Here is a 441-nt window from a genome sequence, read left to right on the forward strand (position 1 = left end):
CTCGCTAACGGGCTTAAGCATACTGCTTCAGCCCCGGCTTGTGCTCGCTAACGGGGTAAATCTTGCTTGCCAACGCCTAAAAGCTCGCCCTCGCTAAGGGCTGCGAAGCGTCCCGCTTCTTGCCGGCTCGTCTGCTTTTTAGGCGGCGCGTCTGCTTAACCCCGGCGCGTCTGCTTCAGCCCGGCTTGTGCTCGCTAAGGGCTGCGCGCATTCTGCGCTTGCTGGCTCCCACTCGCTAACGGGGTAAAACATTCTGTTTTACCCCGGCTCGCATTAAACAAGCCCAAATCTAACGCTTTGGCTAAATTCTCTTTAGCGATCTTAGCATACTCTGGGGATTTCTCCACACCGATAAAATCTAGCCCTAGTTGCGCGCATGCCACCCCTGTGCTCCCTGAAAAACAATCTAACACCACTGAGCCCCTAGGCAAGATTTCTAAA

1 protein-coding gene is annotated in these 441 nt (G+C 54.6%); it reads right to left on the bottom strand.

All coding sequences use genetic code 11. The features are described 5' to 3' along the window. Window positions 1-194: 194 nt before the first annotated feature. On the bottom strand, window positions 195-441 hold a 247-nt coding region (locus EAO38_RS08750), incomplete at its 5' end, for a DNA methyltransferase (protein ID WP_162982770.1).

It is taken from the genome of Helicobacter vulpis (assembly GCF_003660395.1).
Classification (GTDB): Bacteria; Campylobacterota; Campylobacteria; order Campylobacterales; family Helicobacteraceae; genus Helicobacter; species Helicobacter vulpis.